Source organism: Paenibacillus sp. GbtcB18 (assembly GCF_019091125.1).
Classification (GTDB): Bacteria; Bacillota; Bacilli; order Paenibacillales; family NBRC-103111; genus Paenibacillus_F; species Paenibacillus_F chitinolyticus.
Genome location: NZ_JAGXJX010000008.1, coordinates 133,895 through 158,659, shown reverse-complemented (window position 1 = coordinate 158,659; position 24,765 = coordinate 133,895). Strand labels below are relative to the sequence as shown.

Here is a 24,765-nt window from a genome sequence, read left to right as displayed (position 1 = left end):
TTCCGGCAGAATGGATCAGCCTCCCCTTTTTTCCATCATAAACGAAGGTGAATAGAACAGATCTATAGGACCAGAACAGAAGGAAAGAACTTCCTGTATAATAGAGGCACACACACTAGTGCGTATTTTGGGGGAATGGGTCTGGGGGCAAAACATATGAAAAAAACAGTTCTTTCAAGCAGATATGCAGGCAAACTGTTTGAACAAATCTATGATTATATTCTGGATCGAATCCGTCGCGGAGAATGGAAGCCGCATGAGAAGCTTCCCTCCATCCGCTCGCTGGCGACGGAATTCAATGTGCATCGACTAACGGTCTATAAAGCCTATCAGCTGCTAAAGGAAAATCGGATCGTTGAAGCGAAGGACAAATCCGGCTATTATGTGAGACCGAACGGTAGTAGTCTTCCTGCGGATTCGCTGCATGATCCGATCATTTCTGCTTACGTGCATGAAAGCCATCTTTCTGAAATTCATCAGGTGCAAGCTACATATGTACTGTCAAAATCGCTGCTCGACCCGAATCTGCTCCCTAATCTTTATTTTTCGGAATATGTGAAGCAAGTGTTCGATTTGTATCCCAAAATGCTCGGCACCTACTTTACCGTGCAAGGAGACCAGGAGCTGCGAGATGCGTTATGCCGTTACTTTACTGATTACCACCGGTTTCACTTGTCTGCAGACGAATTATTGATCACATGCGGATCTCAGGAGGCTATGGATTTGGTTGCCAGAGCACTGGTCAAACCGAGAGATGCCGTTATGTTGGAGCGTCCTACTTACAGTACGGCGATTGATATTTTCAGAAGACAAGGCGCGGTTATCGTTCCGGTCGAGATCCACCCGTACGGCTACGATTTGGAGCAGGTGGAGAAGCTGATACAAACCTACAAGCCGCGGCTGTTTTATCTAAATCCCACCTTTCAAAGTCCAACAGGCTATGTCGTACCCGCCGAACAAAGGAAAAGGCTCGTTGAGCTTGCGGAGAGGTATCAATGTCTGCTGTTAGAGGACGATCCTTATCGCGACATATATTTTGGTGAAGAGCCGCCTCGGCCTCTTTTTGCTTACGATACGGCAGGGTGGGTCATTTATCTTCGCAGCTTCAGCAAATATATCGCTCCCGGCCTCGGCATCGCCATCGTTGCGTGCCGCCCTTCCATCATGAACTACCTGATAAAAGCCAAATTGTTGTCGGACAGCGGGACGCCTTTGGTGAATCAGAAAATTTTTCTGCATTATTTTTTCAGCGAGCGGCTGCAGCAGCATATGGAGAAGCTTCGCATTGCGCTTGCGGTCCGCAAGGATATCGTAGAACAGGAATTGTCCGCTACCGACTGGCAGTGGACCTCCCCTGCAGGCGGATTCAACTTATGGGTGAAGATTCCAGAAACGGTGGAGATTGAACGTTTACTCAGTACATGCATCAAGCAATCCATTACCTTTGTGCCCGGAGCGATTTGCGATCCGCTCAAGGAGTACAAATCATGGATACGCCTCAGCTATTCCTATCTGAATGAGCAGCTATTAAGAGAAGGCATCCAAAGGCTTGTCGAATTGGCAGACGAGGTTAAAGGGTGAAAAATTACCATTCCAGCACTTCTGGCTTCACGTTTGTCCAAATTGTGCCTGCAAACTGTTCAATTGGATAACAGCATAGCAAAAAGAGCGAACGCTCGTGGAAAACTGGCCGCGAACCTCGCTCTTTTCTTTTGCTATCAAATCTCCAGCTTTCAGAGTAATACGGAAGATATTTTATAACATTTTTCTGCATTATCGTTCCATTTACTTAAAATTGATGATATGGAGCTGCTTTAACAACCGTTCCAAGAGCACCGCCGCTTCCACCCGGGTCGTAGGCGCCAAGGGTGCAAATTGATCAGCGCTGCGCTCCTGGGCCTACTCAGCCCCATTGGGCACCGCGGGACTCCGGCCGGCTGCTATTCGGGAAGCCCGTGTCAATTGCGACGAGCCGTTCGCTCTATGCCATCAGCGGTTACTTTGTACAGTTGGTGCGGCAGGTCGTGTCCCATGCCGTCAACCAACATTAGCTCGGCGCCCGGGATGGCAGAAGCCGTGTCCTCGCCACACGCCGGGACGAACAGGGGGTCGTCCACCCCATGAATGACAAGCGCTGGTACTTTTATAGTCGCCAGCCGCGGACGACGGTCACCGGAGACAGCGATCGCAGCAATTTGTCGTCCGACACTGCCTGGATCGTAGGCTCGCTGGACTTCGTCCAGAATGAGCGCCCGATAAGCGTCCTCTTCAAACGGATAGCCGGTGCCGGCGATGCGTTTGGCAAAAGAGAGGCTGTGCGCCAAAAACCTTGCTTCATCCTCAAATGGGTTCGGCGCCGGTTTAGTTATCATCGCCATGACATCCGGGAAAGTTTGCGGAAGGGCGGGATTACCGGAACTGGACATAATGGAGGTGAGTGATAAAACCTGTTCAGGGTACTCACTGGCTGCAATCTGGGCGATCATTCCGCCCATCGACCTGCCAACGAAATGTGCCCGATCAATTGAAAGGGCGTCGAGCAGTCCGATAGCGTCGCCTGCCATATCATCGAGAGTGTAAGGGATATCCGGTCGCTGTCCCGATATGAGAGCAGTCGCCAGTGCGTCAAAATCCAGCGCCCGATAATGGCTAAAGTGTGTCGAGCAACCTGCGTCCCGATTGTCAAAGCGGATCACCCGAAAACCCCGCGCTGCCAATATTTCACAAAACGGAACCGTCCATCGGATCATCTGGGTTCCAAGCCCGGCGATTAGGATAATAGCCTCGTCATTTTCGTTACCGAAACTGTCATAGGCCAAATCAACGCCGTTGACTTTCTGGATGTTCATGATCATGTTCTCCTTCAATTAATTCGGTACCGGAAGTTCTGCCATAGGCAGAAGGCGTGAATCTTCGATCGCTGCAGTCCGATGCCCGATACCGGCCAGGTAGTCTTGATGACTTGAAAAAGCAAGAAACGACTGCGCGCTGCTCTGGCGGATCAGCATGACAAGATCCCATCTTTCGTCTTCGGGTCCGATAAGAAACTCTCCGCCATCGCCAAGAAACATGACTTCACCTCCGCTTTCACGGAGAAATGGGAGGGTGTGCTCAATATAGCGGTTGAAAGCTTCGGCACCGCTGATCGGGACCTCCGGTGTTAGTTCAGGATTGGCTGTGTAATCGGCAATGTCACGAAAACGCAGCAGGTTCAACATAACGATGCTGCCCTCAATGCCTCGCTGCATGAACCTCATGCCAGCGCGTTGCGATGGTTCGATGTAACGAATAGATTCAAACGCTGCCATAGCGACTCCTTTCGTAGTTCCCTTTTTATTTTTTTACGCCTCCACATGCTTTCATTCATAAGTTCCCTTCTGAGAATGCATTAGCGGCTAATCTTTTGATGTGGTTTCTGATATCAGGTGCCCAGTCATCGATGAAATGGTAAAAACGATCCAAATCACCAGCATACAGTGCCCGCAGAGCTTCTTCGTATTGATGGAAGTTTCCGGCAACAGCAGTCATAAAGTTATATGTTGCTTCTTGTGACTCACGGAGATTGCTCTGTTTTTCTCCAGCTCGGCGAGCCTCATCAATGAGTTTTCGTAATGTTACCGACGCCCCTCCAGGTTGACCCTTGAGCCATTCCCAATGCCGTGGCAATAACGTAACCTCACCGGATACAACCCCCAGCTTGGGTCGACCGGCCCGCCGTGGAGACTGGTGATTCACTTCCGTACCAGGTAAGTCACCAGACGGTTCTCCTAATCGTTTAAGCACGCCATCGGTCTTCCCACGAAAATCAACATCTATTTGCTTTCCCGTGATATCGTCAAATATTAGCAGCTGTGTGAGGTCTCTGTCATCCAGAACATCCTTCACTGTAGAAACAACGCGCTGTAACGAACCACTGGCAACGACTCTCACACCCAAAAATGCCGTGCAGTTAAAACTCGTTAGGTCGTTTCTCATGCTGCACCTCCTCCTCTGAATGCCACACCAATTATACCCGGGTAAAAATAAAAAATCAATATTACCCGGATATAATTCATTTTTCGTTCGTTATGGAGGGAATAAATGCAAAAGACGCGGCCTAAGAGGAACCGCGCTGTTGAGGGCTAATGTTTGCTTTATGTTGTACATGCTGTGTTTTGTCGCATAACTGCCAGTTAGTTGAGAAAACGGCAGCCGATCTTCTGGCCGGCCGCCGTTGTATTCTAATTTGAACTAACGTCTTCGTTAACGTAATAACTTAAGACTTACTCCTTCGAAAATCGTCTGTCAAAACACCGCTGAACCCCCAATTTTCTTCATCAATTTCTTGAATAACAATATGGGTATGTTCAGGTTTCTTGCCAAGTACATTGACAAGGGTCTGAGTAAATTCTTTAACGATTTGCGCCTTTTGCTCCCTACTAGCACCATTCGTTATTTGGAGATTTATATACGGCATTGTGTCCCCTCCTTACACAATATATTTGGACTACTTAATTATAGACGGAAATAAGTGGAAATAGTTTTAAATTCACCACGCTAATCTGCCCGTTAGCTTAATGCTCTGGGCTTTAATTAATTTACGAAAATAGAATAACCAGCCATCTAAGATGACTGGTTACGTTTTTATCCCTATATCGTATCGAAGTACAACTTGAATCTTTGCTAAACACTCAATGTGAAGATCTCTGAAACACACGAAAGCAGATATACTCCCCATGTTCATGACGTTTTACGCTTCCGATTTCCGCTTATTTAACCGGCTGAACGTCATAACCTTTCGCCTTCAACTGGTCGATGACCATATCTTTCACCACATAATGCGCGGAGCCGACGACTACGAAAGAGGTTCTTTCCCCGTCTTGCTCCAGAAGTTCCGCAATCTTCTTGGCCATGTTTTTGTCGCGCTCACCGATCAGATTCTTGTTAAGCTCGCCTTCCATCAAGCCGCCCCGGACAAGTCCGTCCGCAACGCCTTTTGCATCGCCCTTGCTCCAATCCAGTTGAAGCTGTTTGAAGGAGGCGGCCCCTTCCTTGCCTCCGTCCGCAAGCAGAGTATCCAGCAGACTGTTCAGATCCTTCTCCTGCGCTTCGGGACTCAAGGAGTTGAACACATCCGCCTGCAGCTTGATGCCTTCCAGTTCATGGACCGGTTTGCCCGTCAGCAGCGCTTTAGTGAGAAAATAGTGATCAATGCCGGACGCCGATGCCGCTGTAATTTGTTCGGGTTGGTCGAACAGGGAAAGCATGGATAAGTTGCTGGAGACGGCAAAGGGCTTATACCCTTCGATCGCCTGCTCCGGAATCTCCATTTTTTTAAGTACTTTTTGCAGCTTCTCGTACGTTTCTTTCGATACATGATCCTGAATCTTCGAGCCGTCGTCATACACCATCAGATTGGCGAAATAGCTCATATCCCCGGTTAAAGTATCGGCTTCCACCCACAGATCATCCGAAGCTTCGAAGGCTTCTCTTATGTTTTTCTGGAGCGGATACATCTCAGGAATTCCCAGGTGGACCGACCCAAGCAGGTACAGGGTGTTATTGTTATGCTTCACCTTCCAGAATACGCCTTTCGCTCCCTGTCCGGCCGTATCGTAACTGAATTCCACCAATCTCGAAGCGAGTACAGCGGCCTGTTCGGCCGTACAAGGCTGGTCGAGCTCCAGTCCTTCGCTCGATCCCTGCACGATGCCTTTCTGCTGAAGGTACTCGATCGGAGAAGAAGACCCGATCCCGAAGGCGGCCGGCAGCTCGTAGCGGGCCAGCAACCCGTGCATGGCACGCATAACCGTGTCTCTGGTGATCACTTTATTTTCCGATGCCGGCAGAGGGAGATCTTTTTTACTGAAACCGAGCTGATCGAGTTTGGCCCCCGTGCTTTCGATTAACGATTTAAACTTTACGGCGTCAATCGCTTCTTGAAACTTGCCGTCATAGTACCAGCCTACCGGGTAAATCCCGTATTTCTCTCCCTCGTTAAGAGTGGAGAGGGACCACGTGCTGATAGATGGGGTTGGAGCGGGAGGTTGCTCCGCCCTTACGGTTAAATTTGTTCCCCCGAGCAGCATCGTAACCCCTAATAAACCGGCTGCCGTCTTGCGGCTCCACTTGCTCCATAGATGACTTTTCATGTTCAAACATGCCTCCTAAACTTAGATGAGAAAAAGCTTCAAATCGGGTGTTAACCCGTTACTACTACCTACGGAACGAAACGGCTGTGCGGATGCGTCTTACGCCTGAAAAGCTTTCATCGCTTTCCGCAGTTCCTTCCAGGACGGGCGTTTCCCGTACATCAGCACGCCGGTGCGGTAAATTTTCGCCGACAGCCAGCCCAGCACGAAGATCGAACCGAGCATAATCGCGATCGAAATCACGATTTCCCACCAAGCCGGGCTTCCGAGACCGATACGCAGGAACATAATGAGCGGCGAGAAGAACGGGACATACGACATCGCGATGACGAACGGAGCTTCGGGATTCTGCAGCCCGAACATAGCCGTCATAAAGGCGATGATGATAAGCAGCGTGACCGGCATAACGGCCTGCTGCACTTCCTCGCTGCGGCTGACAAGCGAACCGATCGCCGCGAAAATAGTCGCGTAGATAAAAAACCCGCCCAAGTAAAACAGAAGGAAGTAACCGAGCAAACCATACGGGATCAAGGATAGGTCCAGATCCATCGACTGCAGCGCCGCCCCGTTCCAGGGAAGCATCAGGTTTACGGCTACCACTACGCCGAACACCACATTTTGCAACAGTCCCATCAGGCAGATGCCGATGATTTTGCCGAACATCTGCTTAAGCGGCGAACCGCTGGAGATCAGAATCTCCATTACACGTGAGCTTTTTTCCGCGGTAATTTCGGTGGACACCATGCTTCCGTAGCCGATTACGCTCATGTAAAGCAGGAACAGCAAAGCATAGACCAGGATAAAGGCAATTCCAAGCTCTTCCTTGGATTTAGCGGGCGTTTCCGCTTCTTTCAAGGCTACCGTTTCCGTCGTCAGATTAACGGGCTCTTGGATCTTCGCCAGCACGGCAGGCTCTATACCTGCTTGAGCAATCGCGCTGTTCGTCTTGATCGTCTGGAGAGCCGTTTTCAGAAGGCCGGCCGTCTCATCGGTGCCCGGATTCATCGAGAATCCGCTTGCTCCCGTCTGATAGAGAAGCTGCGGGAATTCTCCCGCGCCTGCCGGTTTAGCGGTCAGAACCCCTTTGACATCCTTGTTTTTCAGTTTTTCACGGATCAATGTAGCATCCGCCTCCGCACCGCCCTTGCTTTCCATCGGTACAATTTCAATGGTACTGGCGCCTACTTTGGCAGCGGCAAAATACTCGGTCAGCTTCTGCTGAATATCCGTACCGTTAGCCATCACCCCTATTTTGACGGCTTCCTTGCCGTCATCTTTGGAAAATTGCTGGATAATAGCCGGGAGATTCACGACGGCCGAGATCAGCAGCACAAAAATAAGCGTCGTGATTTTGAACGACTTCGTTTTTAACCGGTTCAAGAGGGTAAACCGGATCACGGTCAGCATGCTATTCATGAGACGTTCCCACCTTTGCGATAAAGATTTCGTTCAACGTAGGCTCCATGAGCTGGTAGCGGTAAATATCCGTCACTGCGGCCGCGTGGGCCAAAATACGCTGTGCGGCGCCGGCTTCCCGGATACGGATCTCGTAGCCGTTCAGATGCTTTTCCACGGAAGTGACTCCTTCGATCGTCTCCAATCCGGAGACCGCCTCCTTCGTTTCCAGAAGAACGCGCTCTTTCGGGAACGACTGCTTGATCTCGCGCAAGTTGCCCTGCAGCACCGTATTAGATTTATGCAGGATGCAAATATTTTCGCAAAGCTCTTCGACATGATCCATCCGGTGGCTGGAAAACAGAATCGCTTTTCCGTTGTCCCTAAGCTCTTTGACCGTTCCTTTCAGAAGCTCGACGTTAACCGGGTCCAGGCCGCTGAACGTTTCGTCCATGATAATGATCGACGGGTCGTGCAGAACGGACGCGATAAACTGGATTTTCTGCTGGTTTCCTTTGGACAGCTCCTCTACCCGCTTATCGTAGTATTCGGGCACTTCGAATTTGGCCAGCCATTCCTTCAGCGTCCGATCCGCCTGCTTCCGCTTAATGCCCCGGAGTTCCGCCAAGTAAATGAGCTGCTCCGATACTTTGTATTTCGGGTACAGCCCCCGTTCCTCGGGAAGATATCCCATCAATCTGCGCAGCTCGTCGCCGTACCCCTTGCCGTTCCAGCGGATGGTTCCTCCGTCGGGATAGATAAGTCCGAGCGACATACGCATCGTCGTCGTTTTTCCCGCGCCGTTTCCTCCGAGCAAGCCGTAAATCTCTCCCGGCTTCACTTGCAGAGAAATTCCGTTGACGGCCGTTTTCTCTCCATATTGTTTCGTCACGTGTTCCAGTTCCAGCGGCAACATAGTGATTGCTCCCTTCTCGATCGAATGGTTAATTTTTCTCTATCGCTCTTTGTTTTCTGCCTTTTTCTCTATCTTCTCCTGAGCCAAAAGCTCCAAAATATCTTCAAGATCCATAGCGGTCGTCCGCACCGGTGCGTTCCCCTGCGAGGCAAGCGCCGCTTCCGTTGCGCTGGAGGACCGGGATATAATCGGGATCAAACCTCCGTGCTCTCCCGTGCCCACCGACACTACACCGGGCAGGGGACCTGAAGCCGGTTGCGGTGTTTCGCGGACCCATACGCGCTTCCAGTCATCCAGCAGTTGATCCTTCTCATAGACACCGATAAGACGGCCCCGGTTAATATACACGATGTAGTCCGCAAGCCGCCGGACCTCCTCCATCACATGGGTCGAGAAGAAAATACTCCGGCCTTCCCGCTCCATAAACTTGGCGAGATGCTCTATCATCCGCTTGGTGGCGAAGGGATCCAGACCGGATGTCGCTTCGTCCAGCAGCAGCAGCTCAGGCTCGTAGGCGGCTGCCAGAATATAGCTCAGTTTGCGCTTCATTCCCTTGGACAGCGTCTTCAGCTTCAGCTTGCCGCTAAGCTCAAACTCTTCCGTCATGCTGCGGTAGAGCGTTTCGTTCCATGTCGGATACCAGCGGCAGACGAAATCGTGAAGCTCTCCTATCGTCGTGCAGCCGAGATCTTCCCAGTTCGATTCCTCCGGCACATAACCGATACGTCTCTTGATGTCGGCTTCCGTATTGTCCTCTCCGTAAGGCCTGCCAAACAGCTCCACCCTACCGCTGTCCGCTTTGGTCAAATTCATGAGCAAGCGGAAAAGCGTGCTTTTACCGGAACCGTTTTGTCCGACCAGAGCCACCACTGTTCCGGTTTCCACCTCCAGTTCGAGCGGTCCGAGGCGCATATCGCCCAGCATCTTTTCCACTCCGGACAGCCGGATGGCACAATCTTCGTAACGCGCGGCCTCCCTATTCATTTCCGCTCCCCCCTTCTTCCGGTTCGACGGCAGCTTTGGCCAAACCAGGGACTTCCGTATTCGAGCCTTTCATTTCCGGGTTGTCCGTGCCCCGCTGACGATTCATCGGTGTTCCCTGTCCCTCATTCGTAATTTCCAGCAAAGCCTCTTCAAACAGCTGCTTGAGTTCCTCAATGGTACAGCCGACACGCAGTCCGCTGCGCAGAGCATCTTTCATCGCTTCCACCACCGCTTCCTTCCGGTATTGCTCTCGGGTCACTGTTCCCACTTTGGCGACAAAAGTGCCGGTTCCCTGACGGGTCCTCAGAATCCCTTCGTTCTCCAAGTCCTGGTATACACGCCGGATCGTGATGACGCTGCAGGACAAATCTTTCGCAAATTCGCGGATTGAAGGCAGCAGTGTCCCTTCGGGCAAATGCCCGCTGAGGATCAGTTCTTTGAGCTGAACTTGAATCTGATGATATAACGGCTCCGGATTATCCGGTGAAATTTGGATCGGAATATGCAACTGCATCACCTGCTTTCAAGCTTTCGTCATTTTCGGCAAAAGGTATGTCACTCATGATGCAAACAGATCCCGGTGTCCGATCTTTCTCCCGAGGATCTTCCACGAGAACCCCAACGCAGTCGCACCGATTATGACCGAACAAGCCGGTACAATCGCCCCGTATTGTTCAATACTGCTTATCGCAAGAGGCCATACCATGTAATTCCCGGTCCACCATAGCAGAATGGAAAGGGTCAGAGCGGCCAAGAGCATCAGCAGACTGAAACGGAAGAAGACTTTTCCGCGCATCGACAATTCTCCATACAGGTAAAATGAACCGACGGCCAGCACCGTTCCCCACCAGAAGAAGATCATGCCGAGCCACGTCCCCCATCCTACCGGATCAACCCATTGTAAGGACATCATCACGCGGATTCCCACATGTAGAAGCAGAATAAAAAAACTTGAGTACAGGATGTAAACCAAAAACCGGCTTGTCACGATTTCCTTGTTTGTGACAGGCAGCATTTTCAACTGCAGAATTCGCTTCGTATAGGCGTCGTTTTTCCAATAATTCATATTTCTTGTATCAATCGGGTACCCGACCACTTGAATGATCGATAGAACAAACAAGTTAAACACCACGGTCAAAAATCCGTTCACTTCGCCATGCATCGAAATTTCCGGCTTCATGAAAACAAACAGCACAAACATGGCATTCAAATAATAAAGCAGGCTCCAGATATATCCATAACGGACCATCTTAAGATCTTGCTTGGCTAGCCACCATACATTGCTCCAGACGCTCATGCGAACACCTCACCGTGTTTACTGTATTCACTGTGCTTGCTGTGATTACTGTGTATATTTATATTAACAGTAAGCACACACTTCGGCAACCCCTTTTTCCCACTTTTTTCTTTACCTCCATTCTTCATCACATACAGACTTGCTCCCGCTCACTTCTCTTGTTCAATACCTTGCCATATAAGTCCCTTATCCCTCTGCCTGCTGCTCACTTCCTCATACTCGCTTCTCATATTCATCTCTCTCCCCATATCCACTCTCCCCTTATCACTCTTTTGTCACAAAACAAAAAAACAGCCCCTTGTTTTCATTAGAAAACAAAAGGCTGTTTAATCTTGCCTACGCGGCTATGTGTAAAACTCTAGCACATTTACAAGCCAAAAATCGCATCGATAAGAGGTTTCGTTTCCCCGCCAGGAAACAGAATATAGAGCAGAATGTAAACCACTACGCCCGTAGGTGCCACGAACATCCAAATGGTTGCCGTAATAGGGCCTACTTTCCGGTGGCGTATCCAGTTCTTTTTGAAAGCCAGAATCAAGGTGACGATACCGAACACGGCTCCCACCGTAGCGAGCGTAATATGGAAAAATAAAAAGATATGGTACGCAAGCTTAAGACTTTCCGGCCCGTCAAATGAAGTATTGCCTTGAAAGATGGTACGCGACATATAAATGGTGAAGAAGATCAGCGCTGAGATTGCCCCCGCAATCATCAATTTCGTATGAGTCTCCCGGTTGCCCTTACGAATCTGATACCAACCGAAAGCGACGAAGATGGCGCTGATCACGATGAACATCGTGCTGATCGTCGGCAGTACATGCATGATTTAAATCCCATCCATTCCCTATATTAAGACGCAGAGTCAGTGGCCAAATGCTTAAGCCGTCGTCAGACCGCTGTTTTCCTGCGGGTCGTCCGACAATTCGTCCTCTTGTGCCCTCTCCGTACGATACCACTTGAAGAAAATCATAGCAAGGGCAGAACCGTAAACAATTTCTTGAATAACTTTCATCAGGACTCCGCCAAGCTGTTGGTCGTCAAGCAAAGGCAGCGCATTGAACGGGATTACGACATTCGCATACATCGCATAGATCGGTTCGCTCGCGAAAATAATGAGCGCACAGGCCGGAGTGAGCAAAATTCCGTTCACCGCGATATAAGCCAATTTCATCAGGCTGGACAGCTTTTCATGCTCCGGCAGCGGTGTGAAGACCGGGAACCACATGGCGAAAGCCGTAAACAGCAGAATCCCGTGGTAACCGAGCAGCATCCATTCGTTTTCCATCAGGGTATCCATAATAAGCGGCAGATGGTAAATCGAGAAAAGCAGGTTAAACGCCAAAACCGAAATCAGCGGATGGGTGAAGAACCGAAGCAGACGGTTCATGACAGTCCCCTTGAAAAGAGGACGGATCAACCAGGCCGGCAGTCCGTTCAAGATAAAGATCGGCATGATCAGATACAAGAGAGACTGCTGCAGCATATGAACGCTGAACAGATAGTGATGACCCAGATAGTTGATCGGGCTTCCCTGCCCGATGTAGAACAAGGCAATTCCGGTGTAGAACGAGAGCTTGACCTTGGAACTTACAGGTTCTTCTCCCGCGGCCGCTGCCCTGGAAGGAGAAGTCAAACTGCGATAGACGAGACCGACAACGACAACGAACAGCAGAACAACAGGGTTCCACAACTCAAAAAAACCCATCGCTGTGTCAGCTCCTTTACCTTTTATTTTCTTACCCGGATGAAAAAAAGGAGCGGCCTGTTGCAACAATAGCCAACGAAGCCGCTCTTCTTCTTTTTATCTTACCACCAGGTCCAGTAAACCCCGGCAGCTACGGCCGTTAAGGCGACTATGCCTCCAAAGATAATTCCCACGATCGGGAACAAATGGCCTTTTTCCTTCATGTGCATCCAATAAGCAAGTTGAAGGGCTATTTGGATCAGCGCCATGAAAATCAGGAATGCGTACAGGAAAGACTTATCCAATCCTCCGTACATGACAAGCGCGAAAGCAATCATGGTCAGGAGAATTGAAGCAATATACGAAAAGTAATGGTTAGCCGGGCTTTCCTTCTTGTAACGTTTACTTGGTGAAGTCGTTTCGTTTGTGCTCATCTTAAGGACCTACCTTCCCCATCAGATAAACGACCGTAAAGATAAATACCCATACTACGTCGATAAAGTGCCAGTACAAGCTGGCGACATAGAACTTCGGTGCGGTAACGACCGTAAGACCTTTGCGTGTTCCCTGGATGATCAGCAGAGTAATCCACAGAACCCCGAAAGCAACGTGGCCGCCGTGGAAGCCTACGAGCGTATAGAAGGAGGTTGAGAACGCACTGGTCGTAAACCCGTGTCCTTCATGGACATATTCGTAGAACTCATACACCTCAAGCCCAAGGAAGCCAAGACCGAGCAACACCGTAATGGCTAACCAAAACAGCAAGCCTTTTACATTGTTTTTGTGCATCGCCATGATGGCGAATACACTGGTCAAACTGGAGGTCAACAGGATGAACGTTGCCCAGGCGACCGTAGAAAGCTTAAACAGTTCCATCGGAGTCGGCCCATCCGGAATCTGGTTCCGGAGAGCGATATAGGTGGCAAACAGCGTACCGAACAAAACCATCTCGCCGCCGAGGAAGAGCCAGAAGCCAAGAACCTTATTCTTGCCTTCCAGCGTCGCCTTCTCGGGCTCCAGTGGCAGCGTACCCGTGTCATGCGTATGCGCGCTCATCGTTTAACCCCCTTATCGTTAAGCTCCTCCGGTTCGATATGCCAACCGTGGTCGTCAAAGACGGAACGAAGCAGCATGCAAAGGAGTGTAATGCCGATGCCCGCGATACAAATCGCATAGATATGGTACATGAAACCGAATGCGGAGATAAACAGCCCGAGAGCCATGAACAGCGGCAAAATCGATGGAGACGGCATATGAATCGAACCAACCGGTTCAGCCGGAGTCATCTCTTTGTTGCCAGCCATTTTTTCTTTCCACAGAGCGTCAAGACCGCGAACAAGCGGAGTTTGTTTAAAGTTGTATTCCGGTGCCGGAGAAGGAATCGTCCATTCCAGCGTACGGCCGTCCCACGGGTCATCCGGTGCATCTTGAGGTTTTCTGTTCGTCGCGATCATGTTGATGATGAACACGATAGTACCGATACCCATCAGGAATGCTCCTACCGTACTGACAAGGTTACCTGCAGTAAGGCCCGGATCGTAAGTGAATACGCGGCGTGGCATACCCATCAGACCGAGGAAATGCTGCGGGAAGAAGGTCAGGTGGAACCCGATAAAGAAGGTCCAGAAATGTATTTTACCCAAAGTTTCGTTCAGCACGCGGCCGAACATTTTGGGCCACCAGTAGTAAGAACCGGCGAACAAGCCAAGAATCAGACCGCCTACGATAACGTAGTGGAAGTGAGCGACAACGAAATAAGTATCATGATACTGGAAGTCGGCAGCCGGTACGGAAAGCATAACCCCGGTTACCCCGCCCATTACGAACGTCGGAATGAAAGCCGTTGCGAAAAGGCTGGACGTCGTAAAGCGGATTTGTCCGCCCCAAAGGGTGAACAGCCAGTTGAAAATTTTGATCCCTGTCGGTACGGCGATCGCCATCGTTGCGATGGAGAAAATCGAGTTGGCGACTGGGCCCAAGCCTACGGTAAACATATGGTGAACCCAAACCATGAAGCCCAGGAAACCGATCAGAGCCGTCGCGAATACCATCGAGCTGTAACCGAAAAGGCGTTTGCTGGAGAAGGTACTTACGATCTCGGAAATGATACCGAATGCAGGAAGAATCAGAATGTAAACTTCGGGGTGCCCGAAGATCCAGAAGAGATGCTCCCAAAGGACGGTGCTGCCGCCGCGGGCCGGATCGAAGAAGGCTCCGTCGAAGATACGGTCAAACATCAGTTCAACCAGACCTACGGTAATCGCAGGGAAAGCGAACAAGATCAGTGCGGACGTGATAAACGACGCCCAGGTAAACATCGGCATACGCATGTAGGTCATGCCGGGTGCACGCATGTTAATGATCGTTACGAGGAAGTTAATCCCCCCGAGGAGGGTTCCAAGACCGGCAATCTGCAGACCGAGAACATAGAAATCGACCCCGGTAATATTGCCACCAATCGTAACGGCTTTCGTACTATCTACTATAGATGAAAGTGGAGCGTATGCCGTCCAACCGGCATTGGCTCCGCCCCCCATGAACCAGGACAGGTTCAGAAGGATGCCCCCGAATAAGAATAGCCAGAATCCAAGGGAGTTCAGAAACGGAAACGCAACGTCTCGGGCCCCTATCTGCAAGGGGATTATCGCGTTCATAAATCCGAAAATCATAGGCATGGCCGCGAAGAAGATCATCGTCGTACCGTGCATGGTTGTCAGTTGGTTGAACGTATCACCGATAAAAATTTTCAACTCTGGATTCATGAGCTGAATCCGGATGAGAATGGCTTCCAGTCCACCGATCAGGAAGAACAGTCCGCCGGCCATGTAGTACAAAATACCGATCTTCTTATGATCCACGGTGGTCAGCCAATCCATCAAGCCGGTGTAACGCTTCACTTGATGGTGTGCGTGCGCATTCGCGTGGGCGTGTGCTTGTGCCAACGTATTAACCTCCTTTTTCCTGAGAAGTCTTACTTCAAGCTGTTCAGATATTTAACAATCTCGTTAACCTGATTATCTTCAAGCGGTACTTTAGGCATTAAAGTTCCCGGCTTTTCGGCTTGCGGATCTTTGATCCATTTCTTCAAATTCTCGTCGTTGTGTTCCAGAACACCGGCGAGCATTTCACGATCCGCATAACCGTTCAAGTTAGGACCGAAACCGAGTCCTTTCGGATCGATCGCATGGCACTGCAGGCATTTCTGTTTGAACAGCTCTTCGCCTTGCTTCGCATCTGCAGGAACAGCGGCAGGAGTTTGCATATTCGTCACCCAAGCGTCAAAATCACCTTGTGCGAGCGATTTCACTTTAAAGTCCATCAAGGAGTGGGACGCGCCGCAAAGCTCCGCACATTTACCTTTGAAGACATCGACTTCGTCAGCTTTCAAATAGTACACGTTCGTCATGTTAGTGTTCGTATCCATTTTACCGCCGAGAGACGGAACCCAGAAGGAGTGAGTAACATCCGCGGATGTAAGCTCAAGCGCGATGTTCTTTCCTGTAGGGATTACAAGATCCTGAGCGGTCGAAATGCCGAGCTCGGGATACTCGAACTGCCACCAGAATTGGTGAGCGGTTACTTTAACGTGGATAGCATCCTTATCCTGCACATAGTTCGTAGTGTGCTTGAACGTATAGTAAACCGTCGGTACGGCCAGCACGATGAGCAGCAGAATCGGAATAACCGTCCAGACAATCTCCAGCACATGGTTACCTTCCACTTGCTTCGGAATGCCTTCTTGTCCCTTCCGTTTACGGAAACGGATGATTACGAACAAATACAATGCAAATACCACTACTACAACCAGAAGCATGATGGCGATCGAGATCTTCATCAGAAACAGCTGTTCTGATGCCACCGGCCCTCTAGGTCGCAAAGCGGAAAGCGTCGGGTCTCCACAACCCGCAAGGAGGAACGTCATCACCGCAAATAGGGGGACTAGACGCCAATTCTTTTTCCATCGACTCATTGCTTATCAACCCCACTTTGTAAACCAATATTTTTACCACGAACGACAGGCCTATGTCAATCAACCTTATCACTTAATTAACTATAATTAGGTAAAACTTTTTTGTCAATTCTTCTTGGAAAGTTCACAAATTGTTCTAAAAGCTGTTACATTTTGCGTTTTTTTTGTTGATTTGTCTTGCATTGATTTCCTTCCTGCTCGGTTTTTAGCATTAGGATGCATCATTGCGTCCCGTATAATTCACACCTCCCCGCTTCATCCTAAATTTATATCAGTCTTCAACAAGGAGGAGCAATCATGAAAAAGATCATGCGCCGTTTCATCCCTGCCCTTTCCGCGGCCGGCTTCATTATTGTAACTGTATCTGGATGCTCTAATACGTATCCGAAAGAAACCAGCTACGGACACCCCAAACAGCGGATTGAGGGTCAAGGCCAGAGCCGGGCTTACCAGACCCAGCAGCAGGTCAGCGCCGTTTCCCACAACAATACTTTCTTCGCGTATGATCATGAGCTGTCCACGCAAGTGGCGGCCATGCACGGGGTGATGGGAGCCATCGTGATGAGAACAGACCGAAATGCCTATGCCGCCGTCATGGTGGATAACTCCGCATCCGGAACCAAGGCGGGGCGCAGCGAAACGAAAACGCACGGACCCGGGGACCAGAAAAACCAACTTCCCCAGCCTTACTACGAGAACCTGTATACGAACGAACTCGCTTCGGACTTTATCGGCTACGTGACGGTCCAGGATCATAAAAATTTATCCCATACCTTTAAACAGGAAATAGCTCTTAAAATCAGACAGCTCGATCCGACCGTGCATGACGTGTACATCTCGGCTAACCGTGAGTTCATTAACCAGCTCAACCATTATAAATTGGCCGCCCTGTCAGGCGCTTCGCTTAAACCTTATGTGAACGAGTTTAATCAAGGAGTGACACGGATATTCGGCACGAAACCCCAGCCGTAATCGCAGAAGGAGTTTCATGTCAGAAAAACTCCTTTTTATAGGAAGAAAGTCATGCGTAGGCCCCCTTCCTATTAACAAGCAGACAGAGGAAACCAAGCCATAGCTTTCCATCGCGCGGCCGTTAGGGTAGAATGGGAAGCATCCCTACATTCGAAGGAGCTTACACCAATATGTCTTTTCCATTTATAGACCTCGGCGTTCGTCCGGAGCTGGCCAAACTGCTGGCTCGAAGCGGCGTATCCGAACCGACTCCCATCCAGCAGCAGGCGCTGCCCGTCGTTTTCCGCGGCGGCGATGTGATTGCTCAGGCGCAGACCGGAACCGGCAAGACGCTCGCCTTCCTGCTTCCCATGCTGGAGCGGACCAATCCCACACGCGCGGAAGTGCAGGGACTTATTCTGACTCCCACACGGGAGCTTGCCATACAGATCGCCGCGGAGGCCGCCAAGCTGGCACCTGCCCTCGGCATTAACGTACTGGCCGCATACGGCGGACAGGATGTCGAGAAACAGCTGCGCAAGCTTTCCTCGACAGGCGGTGTCCATCTGATCGTCGCGACCCCTGGACGTCTGCTCGACCACCTGCGCAGAGGATCCGTCGCTCTGTACAAGATTTCCATGCTGGTCCTCGACGAGGCCGATCAAATGCTTCATATGGGATTCTTGAATGAAGTCGAGGAAATCATTGCCCAAACTCCCCAGAGACGGCAGACGATGCTGTTCTCCGCAACGATGCCGGACCCGATCCGAAACCTGGCCAAGCGGTACATGGTCAATCCGGAAGAAATCCGGGTAAAAGCGAAGCAAGTTACACTTACGGAGATCGACCAGTCCGTGGTGCGCGTAACGGATCGCGGCAAGCTTGACGCCTTGTGCAGAGCCATCGATACGGATAAGCCTTACCTTGCGATGATATTCTGCCGCACGAAACGGAGAGCGGCTTCCTTGAACGCCGACCTGCAGGAGCGCGGCTACAAGTCGGACGAGCTTCACGGCGATCTGTCGCAAGCCAAGCGCGAGCAGGTCATGAAACGGTTCCGCGACGCCAGCATTCAGCTGCTGGTCGCCACGGATGTGGCTGCGCGCGGGATCGACGTGGAAGGCGTAACACACGTCTTCAACTATGACATCCCGCACGACGCGCAAAGCTACATCCACCGTATCGGACGGACGGGACGGGCGGGCCAGACCGGTGTCGCCGTCACGTTCGCCAGCCCCCGCGATCAGGTCTATGTCGACCAGATCGAGCAGGGCATCCGCCAGCAGCTCCGGCGGCAGGACGCTCCACGCCGTGAACGCGGCGAGGAGACCGACGAGCGCCGCGAACGCGGAGGACGCAGCCCTCGCGGCGAGCGGAGCTTCGGCGGCGGCGACAGAGCGAAGCCTGCGGGCAAAGGCGGCGGGCGCTCCCGCGGCGGCGACGGAGCGGGACGCTCCGAAGGCCGCTGGGAACACCGCGCCGACGGACCGCGCGGCGGTTCGGGCGGCCGGGGCCGCGGCCGTGCGGATGCTCGCGACGCGGGCGGACCTCGCAGCGGCGGCGCTGGACGCGGCACACGCGGCGACGGCGGCTTCCGCGGCGATAGCGCGGAGCGTCGCGAGAGCGCGGACCGCGGCGGACGCGGACGCAGCGGAGCGGAGCGCGGCGGCTTCGGCGCCCCACGTGGCGGCTCGGGCCGCGACGACTTCGGCGGCGCACGCGGCGGCAGCGCCGGGCGCGGACCGCGCAGCGAGAGCACGCGCGACAGCGGACGCGGGGCACGCGACCGCGACAGCGTGGCGGGCCCGTTCGGCGAGGCCGGCTGGGGCGTAAGCTCCAGGCAGCGTGAAGAGGCGGAAGCCCGCAACAGCCGCGGACGCGGCGGTGCCGATTCCCGCGGACCACGCGGAGGCGGTTCGGGCCGCGGCGACTTCGGCGGCTCGCGAAGCGGTGGCGGCGCCGGACGCGGATCACGCAGCGGCGGCTCTAACGGCCGCGGAGCAGGCCCGCGCAGTGGCGGTTCGCGAAGCGGCGGACCTGCTCCGCGGGGCGGTTCCAAGCGCGGCAGGTAGTCAGCGACGCGAGTTGAGCCGGCATTTTTATCAGCGGCTGGCTAACGGCAGAGTACCCACGTTTTAAGTTTCGCCTCGGATAGACCCTCCGCCTTGCGGAAAGAGGCTGATCGGAAATGTTTTGCAAGGAACCGGAACTTCATGTTCCGGTTTTCTTTTTTACCTGGGTTCATTGGGGTTCAGAAGCAGCTTATTATATAGAAGAAACTCAACGAAGCGGAGACGACTTAAATTCCATTTTAGTTAATTATAGGTAATTTCTATACGCACGCAGTGACTTTCCTCACAGAAATTCGGTCCGAAAGGTCTTTTAGCAAAAATGTGGTATCATAAAGAGGAACAAAGGAGGGTGATCCAGTGAATTTAGTATCGATTGAACCAACCCCGAGTCCCAATACCATGAAGCTTAACTTAGATAAGGAGCTGCCTAAGGGCCGCAGCCTGACTTTTACCCGGAAACAGCGCGATAATGCTCCCGGTTATATTCAACAGCTCCTGGATATCCCCGGAGTAACAAGCGTTTTTCAGGTAGCCGATTTTATCGCGCTTGACCGCTCCCCCAAAGGAGACTGGAAGCAGATTCTTACACAGGCCCGGGAACTGCTGGGCAGCGGCGGATCCCAAGCCTCTCTTCCCGGCGAAGACGAAGCGGGGTCCGGTTTCGGCGGGGTTAAGGTGCTGCTCCAGACTTTCCGCGGCATCCCCATGCAAATCCGGGTAAACGCAGGCGGCGAAGAAGCGCGTGCGGCTCTTCCGGAACGTTTTACACAAGCTGCGATGAAAGCGACCGAAAATTCACCACACCTGCTCAAAGAGCGGAAACTGCAAGAGCTGGATGTCCGATACGGAGAGCTTCAGGATGTGCTGAACGAGGTTGTGCAGGAAGTGGATGCGTCTTACGACGATAATAGACTGAACCTTCTGACGGAACAGGCCGCTAAAGGACTGTCGGAAGCGGACTATTCCGAAGCCCAGCGTCCGGCCGAATTGACCGAAGAGGAAATCGGCCGGCTCCTGGACGATCCCGATTGGAAAAAACGGTACGCCGCTTTGCAAAGCGTCAAAGCCACTCCCCAGACGCTGCCTTTGCTCGCCAAAGCGCTCGGAGATGAGAAAACGTCCGTCCGCAGACTTGCGACGGTTTATCTAGGCGATATCAAGGAGCCGGAAGTGCTTCCTTATCTTTTCCAAGCTCTGGAGGACCGTACCCCGGCCGTCCGCCGTACCGCGGGAGACACGTTGTCCGATCTCGGCGATCCGGCAGCCATCCCGGCCATGTCGAAAGCCTTGAAAGATTCCAACAAGCTGGTCCGCTGGCGTGCCGCCCGTTTTCTGTATGAAGTCGGTGACGATTCCTGCCTGGAGGCTTTGCGCGAAGCGGCGGACGATCCGGAATTCGAGATCAGCATGCAGGTCCAGATGGCTATTGCCCGTATCGAGGGCGGACATGCCGCGGAAGGCTCGGTCTGGCAGCAAATGACGCGCAGCCGCCAGGGAACCGACGCGCCTAAGCAGGACTAAAGCGGTCTCTTACCCCATTGTGAAGATCACTCTGCTTGGACGAGGGGGCCCTATAGCTCTCCCTATATGATAAAAGCGTGCCTTTCCGCGCTTCGCAAAACTTGTTTGCGAAGCGGAAAACGGCACGCTTTTTTAGTTTAACGGGCTTTTTGCGCGGCAAATTCGCCGAAATACCGGATCCGTTCCTCTATGGTGGGATGGGAACCGAGAAACCACTGCAGAAGCGCCGGCTGCGTGACCGGACTCAAATTCGCCGCGGCGAGTTTCTGAAAAGCGCTCACGCCTGCCTGGCCGTCTCCGGTCATTTTCATCGCATACGAATCGGCCCTGGATTCCATCAGCCGCGAAGCGGCGTTGTCTATAGGAGTTACCGCAAGGGTCAGCAGAGTGACAATGGCGAGCAGCAGCGGCAGTCCGGCCATGTCCCGCGGACCGCGAAGTCCTTTCGCTCTGCCCCAATTGCGCACCGCTATCTCGTAAATTCGGCTCCCGCCCCAAAGGAGGCCGAAGCTCATGACAAGCCCCAGTCCGCTTCCCCAGAAGACGTGCCGCTCCGCATAATGCCCCATCTCGTGCGCCATGACGACCAGAATTTCACGGGTGTCCATTTTTTGCAAAAGCGTATCCCATAGAACGACTCTGGCATTGGACCCGATTCCGGACACATAGGCGTTGAGCTGATTCGTCCTCTCGGACATGTTGACCTCGTATACGTCATCCGCCGCGATTCCGGCCTGCGAGGCCAGATGCAGCAGTTCTTTTTTCAGTTCCCCCGCCCGCAGCGGCGCAAATTCATTGTATAGGGGTTCGATAATCACCGGCTGGATAAACTGGAGAAACAGCAGGAGCGGTACGGAAAAAGCCCACAGCCACAGCCACCATTTCCGGGGGCTTCGTTTCATCAAGGCAAGGACAAGCAGGAGAACGAACGTTGTGGTCAGCCATTCGATCCCGAGGTTCTTCGCATGGTCAACCAGCCAGGTGCCTAAGCTGACATTGGAAACTCCGTAATGTCTCTCCACACTAAGCATAAAGTAGTCGAACGGCAGCATAAGGACATACACGACCAGTAGAAACAGAAAAACGAACAAGCCTGTCCGCAGCAGATAGCGCCGGGTCCAGCCTTCAATGCGGTCTCTGAACCGGATAGCCGTGCCCACAAGCAAAATCAGCAGAACAAGCTGCAAGGGAGTCTGCAAAAAGTACACAATCGAGCGGATGCGCGACAACACTTCTGCACGGCCAATCTCTCCTTCGCTCATAAATGTGTGCGGATCTATACTGGTGCCCGCCGAGCCTGACGGCAGACTGTAGATGTCCCCCCTGCCGAAATAAAATCCTACCGCAGCCGCATAAACGGCAAACCCGAGGATCAGCACGACTTTCCAGTTCTTCATCTTCCTCCCCCGCTTCCTCGGTATTCGTTCGGACCGCATCTTGTCTTCAGGGTCCTTCATGATGTATATGCCGTCCGGAAGCGGAAAAAGACGGGTTTGTCCTTATTCAGCGGGAAATTTTATTGGCTGTTCCGCCTAAAGCGGTTTTCAATGTTTGTCCGTGCAGCAGCACTTGCAGACGCTGAGGATCGAGTTTCCGATGTTCCCAATTCAGCCGCAGTCTGTCCAGCGCTTCCTGCGGTGTATCGTCGGCAAGGCGGAACGCGCCGTAATGCATAGGCACGAAGATCTCCGCTTGAGTGTCCAGAAAAGCCTGCACGGCTTCTTCCGGGGAAACGTGCTGAGTGGACATAAACCACTCGGGCTCGTAAGCACCTATAGGCATCAGGGCGTAGCCGATGCGAAATCGTTCCCCGATCATCCGGAAGCCTTGGAAATACCCGCTGTCGCCCGCGAAATAGAGACTGTCCGGGTCCGCCCCCGGTTTGCCGGCATCCTCTACGATCCAGCCTCCCCAGTGGGAGGTGTTCGTATCCGTCAGCGAACGGCGGGTCCAGTGCTGCGCCGGAACGAAATGAAAGAGCAGGCCGGCGAACTCATAGCTTCCCCACCAGGAAAGCTCTTCTATATCCTTAAAGCCTTTGCGTCGAAGCGTCTTTCCCAGTCCTTCCGGGACCAGCAGCTTGGGATTTCCGGGAAGGGCTCGCAGGGAGCCGATATGAAGGTGGTCGTAGTGTCCGTGCGAGAGCAAAACCGCATCCACCGAGGGCAGTTCGCCGAGCGCAAGTCCAGGTTCCGCCAGCCGCTTGTCGAACCCCATACGGCTCGCCCATACCGGGTCCGTGACCAGGTTTATGCCGTTTTTCTGAAGCAGAAAGGTGGAATGGCCGATCCACGTGATCGTCGTCTCGCTCCGGTTCGCCTTCAAGTAGCCGGGATCTTTATCCGGACTCGTTTTTACAACGAAGGAAAGATCCTTCACTTTGCCGCTTCTTTCCTTACGCCATTTGCGGAGATCCGAGAATGTGCTCAGCCCCGCGGCGGGGTCCATGTTCGTATATCTTTTCCTGCTCATCGTATGCTCCTCCTCCGATTGCCCGCAGCCCAGCGATCCGGCCGCTCCATTTTCCTTTATCTCCTATTGTACGAGCAGCAGCAGCCGCGCGCAAAAAAACGCAAAAAAACCAAGCTCATAGCAGTGTCGCGGCCACAGACCCCATGTGACTTCCTCGCTCCACTGTGCGCCGCTATTCCGAAGATAGGCGCCTGGCTTGGTTTTCGGGATGTAAGACTAGCCGACTAGTCTCCAAGTCCCTGTTAGTACCATCATAGTACAAAACGTTTCCGGGCGCCATCCTTTTTTTGCTAGCTAGAGGCTTATTCTTGCCCGGGTTTCCGCAGAAAGAAGGCAGGCCTCCAGGACCTTCATGCCGTTAATGGCATCTTCGGCCGGAAAACGGTAGGGCTCCCGGCCCAGAACGGCCCGCCCGAAGTCGTCGATCTGCACGGCGTACTGGTTTACGGGGGGCGCGGGCTCCTTCCGGCATGTGCCGTTTACCGTGACGGTAAAGTCGGCTTCTCTTCCCTCCGGTGCGACAAAAGCACTCGGCACTTCAATCGTGCCCGCCGTCCCGACGATTTCGATCGTATTGCGGGAGGCGGCCCACATGCCGCAGTCGAACGTCAAGGCAACGCCGCCCGGAAACTCCGCAAGCCCGGACGCCATCATATCTACCCCGCCGTGCCCGGGCGAGAAGAACGCTTGCACCGTAACGGCTTCCGGCTCTCCGCCAAGCAAATAACGGGCCGCGTTAAGCGTATAGCAGCCGATATCGTAAAGCGAACCGCCGCCCCACTCTTTGCGGCAGCGGACATTTCCCGTATCCGCGGAGTTGTCGAACGTGAAAGAAGCGCGCATCGCGCGTATAACGCCCAGCTCCCCGGCCGCGAGAATCTCGCGGATTCGGTCGTACCGGGGATGGTGCCGGTACATAAAAGCTTCCGCAAGGAGGGCGCCCGCTTCCCTGCACGCCGCGACCATTTCTTGCGCCTGGGCGGCCGTAAGAGCAAGCGGTTTTTCGCAGAGCACGTGCTTTCCCGCTCTTGCGGCCTTAATCGTCCATTCGAAATGCAGATGATTCGGAAGCGGAATGTACACCGCTTCCAGGGTCGGATCGGCAAGCAATTCTTCATAGCTTCCGTAGGCGGCCGGTATTCCGTGACGCCGGGCCGCTTCCCGTGCTTTGGACCCATCGCGGCTGGCAATAGCGGCAAGCTCCCCCGTAGACGATGCCTGAATGGCAGGCACGATTGCCCGGAGAGCGATGGAAGCGCATCCAAGGATGCCCCAGCGTATTTTTCGGTTCACAGATGACATGGTCTACCTCCCTTTCCCGCTTTCATGGTAGGATAGAGTCAGTATAGCTTACCGCCCCGGTTCCGCATAG

23 protein-coding genes are annotated in these 24,765 nt (G+C 52.7%); 4 read left to right on the top strand and 19 right to left on the bottom strand.

Going from position 1 to position 24,765, the window contains the following annotated elements; translation table 11 throughout:
* Positions 1–156 precede the first annotated feature (156 nt).
* A complete protein-coding gene (locus KVT34_RS22070; RefSeq protein ID WP_217561131.1) occupies positions 157–1,581 on the top strand; it encodes an aminotransferase-like domain-containing protein in 1,425 nt (474 codons plus the stop codon).
* Positions 1,582–1,958: 377 nt separating this feature from the next.
* On the opposite strand, the gene KVT34_RS22065 is transcribed toward KVT34_RS22070, so the two are convergent.
* The 16 genes from KVT34_RS22065 to coxB form a co-directional block, all read right to left on the bottom strand.
* Positions 1,959–2,849 (bottom strand): alpha/beta hydrolase, encoded by an 891-nt coding sequence (locus tag KVT34_RS22065; protein ID WP_217561129.1) that lies wholly within the window; start codon positions 2,847–2,849, stop codon positions 1,959–1,961.
* A gap of 18 nt (positions 2,850–2,867) precedes the next feature.
* Positions 2,868–3,308: a DUF1330 domain-containing protein gene (locus KVT34_RS22060; RefSeq protein WP_217561127.1), complete on the bottom strand. Its 441-nt coding sequence runs from the start codon at positions 3,306–3,308 to the stop codon at positions 2,868–2,870.
* 55 nt (positions 3,309–3,363) lie between these two features.
* A complete protein-coding gene (locus KVT34_RS22055) occupies positions 3,364–3,975 on the bottom strand; it encodes a DUF2239 family protein (protein ID WP_217561125.1) in 612 nt (203 codons plus the stop codon).
* Between the two features lie 280 nt (positions 3,976–4,255).
* Positions 4,256–4,456, bottom strand: a complete 201-nt coding sequence (locus KVT34_RS22050; RefSeq protein WP_217561123.1) for a tautomerase family protein — start codon at positions 4,454–4,456, stop codon at positions 4,256–4,258.
* A gap of 292 nt (positions 4,457–4,748) precedes the next feature.
* Entirely contained in the window at positions 4,749–6,131 is a 1,383-nt protein-coding gene (locus KVT34_RS22045) for a TraB/GumN family protein (protein WP_217561121.1), read from the bottom strand.
* Between the two features lie 99 nt (positions 6,132–6,230).
* Positions 6,231–7,547: an ABC transporter permease gene (locus KVT34_RS22040; protein WP_217561119.1), complete on the bottom strand. Its 1,317-nt coding sequence runs from the start codon at positions 7,545–7,547 to the stop codon at positions 6,231–6,233.
* A complete protein-coding gene (locus tag KVT34_RS22035; protein ID WP_217561117.1) occupies positions 7,540–8,442 on the bottom strand; it encodes an ABC transporter ATP-binding protein in 903 nt (300 codons plus the stop codon). Before KVT34_RS22035 ends, KVT34_RS22040 begins: the two co-directional genes overlap by 8 nt.
* A 39-nt stretch (positions 8,443–8,481) precedes the next feature.
* Complete coding sequence (locus KVT34_RS22030; protein ID WP_217561115.1) at positions 8,482–9,426, bottom strand: ABC transporter ATP-binding protein; 945 nt, start codon at positions 9,424–9,426, stop codon at positions 8,482–8,484.
* Positions 9,419–9,940 (bottom strand): GntR family transcriptional regulator, encoded by a 522-nt coding sequence (locus tag KVT34_RS22025; protein WP_309244124.1) that lies wholly within the window; start codon positions 9,938–9,940, stop codon positions 9,419–9,421. The genes KVT34_RS22030 and KVT34_RS22025 overlap by 8 nt, the downstream gene beginning before the upstream one ends.
* A 45-nt stretch (positions 9,941–9,985) precedes the next feature.
* Positions 9,986–10,723: an ABC-2 transporter permease gene (locus KVT34_RS22020; RefSeq protein ID WP_217561111.1), complete on the bottom strand. Its 738-nt coding sequence runs from the start codon at positions 10,721–10,723 to the stop codon at positions 9,986–9,988.
* 367 nt (positions 10,724–11,090) lie between these two features.
* Positions 11,091–11,546 carry a DUF420 domain-containing protein gene (locus KVT34_RS22015; protein WP_009671726.1) on the bottom strand — a complete coding sequence of 152 codons (456 nt, stop codon included), beginning with the start codon at positions 11,544–11,546 and terminating at the stop codon, positions 11,091–11,093.
* A gap of 54 nt (positions 11,547–11,600) precedes the next feature.
* A complete protein-coding gene (locus KVT34_RS22010; protein ID WP_217561109.1) occupies positions 11,601–12,428 on the bottom strand; it encodes a cytochrome c oxidase assembly protein in 828 nt (275 codons plus the stop codon).
* Positions 12,429–12,529: 101 nt separating this feature from the next.
* Positions 12,530–12,841, bottom strand: a complete 312-nt coding sequence (locus KVT34_RS22005; RefSeq protein WP_009671683.1) for a cytochrome C oxidase subunit IV family protein — start codon at positions 12,839–12,841, stop codon at positions 12,530–12,532.
* Position 12,842: 1 nt separating this feature from the next.
* Positions 12,843–13,463, bottom strand: coding sequence for a cytochrome (ubi)quinol oxidase subunit III (locus tag KVT34_RS22000; protein ID WP_217561107.1), 621 nt, complete (start codon positions 13,461–13,463; stop codon positions 12,843–12,845).
* On the bottom strand, positions 13,460–15,283 hold the full coding sequence (gene ctaD, locus KVT34_RS21995; RefSeq protein ID WP_217561457.1) for a cytochrome c oxidase subunit I: 1,824 nt from the start codon (positions 15,281–15,283) through the stop codon (positions 13,460–13,462). The genes KVT34_RS22000 and ctaD overlap by 4 nt, the downstream gene beginning before the upstream one ends.
* A gap of 95 nt (positions 15,284–15,378) precedes the next feature.
* Positions 15,379–16,377, bottom strand: a complete 999-nt coding sequence (gene coxB / locus KVT34_RS21990; RefSeq protein ID WP_042235110.1) for a cytochrome c oxidase subunit II — start codon at positions 16,375–16,377, stop codon at positions 15,379–15,381.
* Positions 16,378–16,674: 297 nt separating this feature from the next.
* Between coxB and KVT34_RS21985 the strand changes: the two genes are divergently transcribed.
* From KVT34_RS21985 to KVT34_RS21975, 3 genes are all read left to right on the top strand, one after another.
* Positions 16,675–17,349, top strand: a complete 675-nt coding sequence (locus tag KVT34_RS21985) for a hypothetical protein (protein WP_217561105.1) — start codon at positions 16,675–16,677, stop codon at positions 17,347–17,349.
* 170 nt (positions 17,350–17,519) lie between these two features.
* Complete coding sequence (locus KVT34_RS21980) at positions 17,520–19,400, top strand: DEAD/DEAH box helicase (RefSeq protein ID WP_217561103.1); 1,881 nt, start codon at positions 17,520–17,522, stop codon at positions 19,398–19,400.
* Positions 19,401–19,757: 357 nt separating this feature from the next.
* Positions 19,758–20,921 (top strand): conserved virulence factor C family protein, encoded by a 1,164-nt coding sequence (locus KVT34_RS21975; protein WP_217561100.1) that lies wholly within the window; start codon positions 19,758–19,760, stop codon positions 20,919–20,921.
* A 137-nt stretch (positions 20,922–21,058) separates the two neighbouring features.
* Here KVT34_RS21975 and KVT34_RS21970 read toward each other — a convergent pair whose 3' ends face one another.
* From KVT34_RS21970 to KVT34_RS21960, 3 genes are all read right to left on the bottom strand, one after another.
* A complete protein-coding gene (locus KVT34_RS21970; RefSeq protein WP_217561099.1) occupies positions 21,059–22,318 on the bottom strand; it encodes a M48 family metallopeptidase in 1,260 nt (419 codons plus the stop codon).
* 106 nt (positions 22,319–22,424) lie between these two features.
* Positions 22,425–23,393, bottom strand: a complete 969-nt coding sequence (locus KVT34_RS21965) for an MBL fold metallo-hydrolase (protein ID WP_217561097.1) — start codon at positions 23,391–23,393, stop codon at positions 22,425–22,427.
* Between the two features lie 294 nt (positions 23,394–23,687).
* Entirely contained in the window at positions 23,688–24,695 is a 1,008-nt protein-coding gene (locus KVT34_RS21960; RefSeq protein ID WP_217561095.1) for a Gfo/Idh/MocA family protein, read from the bottom strand.
* Positions 24,696–24,765: the final 70 nt, after the last annotated feature.